At 54.4% G+C, this 1819-nt stretch carries 2 protein-coding genes; both read right to left on the bottom strand.

Going from position 1 to position 1819, the window contains the following annotated elements:
• Positions 1 to 317 precede the first annotated feature (317 nt).
• Positions 318 to 1145: a hypothetical protein gene (locus EFD55_RS32850; RefSeq protein ID WP_125851278.1), complete on the bottom strand. Its 828-nt coding sequence runs from the start codon at positions 1143 to 1145 to the stop codon at positions 318 to 320.
• On the bottom strand, positions 1142 to 1819 hold a 678-nt coding region (locus tag EFD55_RS32845), incomplete at its 5' end, for a toll/interleukin-1 receptor domain-containing protein (protein WP_208653559.1). The genes EFD55_RS32850 and EFD55_RS32845, both read right to left, overlap by 4 nt.

Here is a 1819-nt window from a genome sequence, read left to right as displayed (position 1 = left end):
GGAGTGGCTTTGGACGTATAACCACGAACGGCCCAACATGGGCATTGGCGGCATCACACCCGCTCAGAAACTGAAAATGGCCGCGTGAATTCTACCGCTGAACCCCGCTAAAACGGGGAGGACTACCATGGCGACAAGGAAATCATAGATTTCCTTGAGAAAGCGCGTGCCGCCGACGGCTTGCGAGTGCAGCTGGGCAAAGACGTGTTTTCCGTGAAGATCTCTTCTGAGACCGTTTCCGACAAGGGCCGTGAATATCTTACCAAGGGCGGCCGCGTCTCGGAGTGATGCCCCTACGAAGCGGGAGGATCACATGGCTAAGCGGTCATGCCGCCCTGTGAACCGAGCTTAGCTTTTGTTAGGCCGCGCAAAATCAAGACAATGGCCTGGTCGACATACGGAGTGCTGGCGAGAACCCGGTTTTCTTCGGGAGACAAACCGTTGTTTAGCTTCCTGCCCCTGAATGAGTTGAATTTCTCGCGACCGGGCCATTCGCGCACGCCATTCGGTTCCAGTACGCCGATTGCCTCGGCAACGTCGCGAGCGCAGCCGCCGAACCCGCCCATGACGTAAAGCGGTTGTTTGGCTTGAAGCGAATATAGAGCTTCCTCGGCGATGCCGGGCATATCACCCTTGAACTTGTCGACGCGGCCGCCCAGGATTATCCGAGCGTGGGTTTCGGCAAGCATCGTGTGCCGCATGGCCGACAGCCCTTTGGCCCATTCCGGCTCAGTCGGCTGATGGGTTTCCAGCTTGTGCCGCTCTTTCAGATCGATGTCTCTGCCATCGATGTCCAACAAACGAAGCTCTGCTGTCCCCTCAAGGTCTGCGGCTGCTTGATCAAGCTGCTCTGCTTTCTGGAGAATGTGGACCGGCCACGCGAGGTAATTCGTCACACCTAGTTTGTTTCGACTATCGGTATCACGTCGGTATCGCGCAGCAAGTTCGAACAGCAGGTTGCTGAACCCGTCAGCGCGAAGGTCCCCGCCATAAACAAGCTTTGCTCCCAGAGCAAGCGTGTGACGGGCGATTTCAGTCATCGCGTCTCGGAGATGTTCTTTGTGGAGGCCCAGACCCGGCATATCGGGACTTTCCGAGGTCGAGACGGCAATCGATCTCTTGTCTAAGACTTCGTTGTAGGTCATCGAACTACTCCTGCTAGCCATTCAGTGGCACTGCGCAGCCGTATCTTCGGCGCGATCGCATGAAATAACCGTTCTTCCTCGGCACCAAGAGGAGGATCCGGGTATACGATAATCGATCGTCTACCCTCGGCGGCGGGGATCAGAGCTGCAAGCGAAATCAGCTCGGGCGGCCTTGGCAAAAATATGACGCGGGGCTTTTTCTTGTTAGGTCGCATCAGTTCAACTCGACATTTCCACAAAAAGTCTCTTAGAATCTCATCCAATAACGCGCGTATTACAATATCCACGCGGTTGGAATTCTCATCATCCAATCGGACTATTGGTACGTTTCCCAGATACGGGAAGCCGCGTTCGTCTTTGTCCGAGATACAATTTGCTATCACAAGCGGTCTGTTATGTCGCTTGGCTTCGATTATCTCACGTCGACACCACTCTCTGGAGGAAAAAGAATCCGTATGAATAGCGATGACAGCGCTTACTTTGATTTTCGAAAGCAGCACTTTTTGAAACCTAAGTCCGGGCGGGATATCGTAGACGTCAAAGAAGCGATCGTGTCCCATGGAGTGGTGTAGCTGGATTTCATAGCCATCGGTGATTTCCGGTAGGGTCGGGTTGCTTAGAGCCAACCTGAGGGACACCACCGATGACCGACGACATGATGAACCTGCGCTCAC

The organism is Rhizobium pisi (assembly GCF_003938655.1).
In the GTDB taxonomy this organism is placed as follows: Bacteria; Pseudomonadota; Alphaproteobacteria; order Rhizobiales; family Rhizobiaceae; genus Rhizobium; species Rhizobium pisi.
This window is presented reverse-complemented; position numbering and strand designations above follow the sequence as displayed.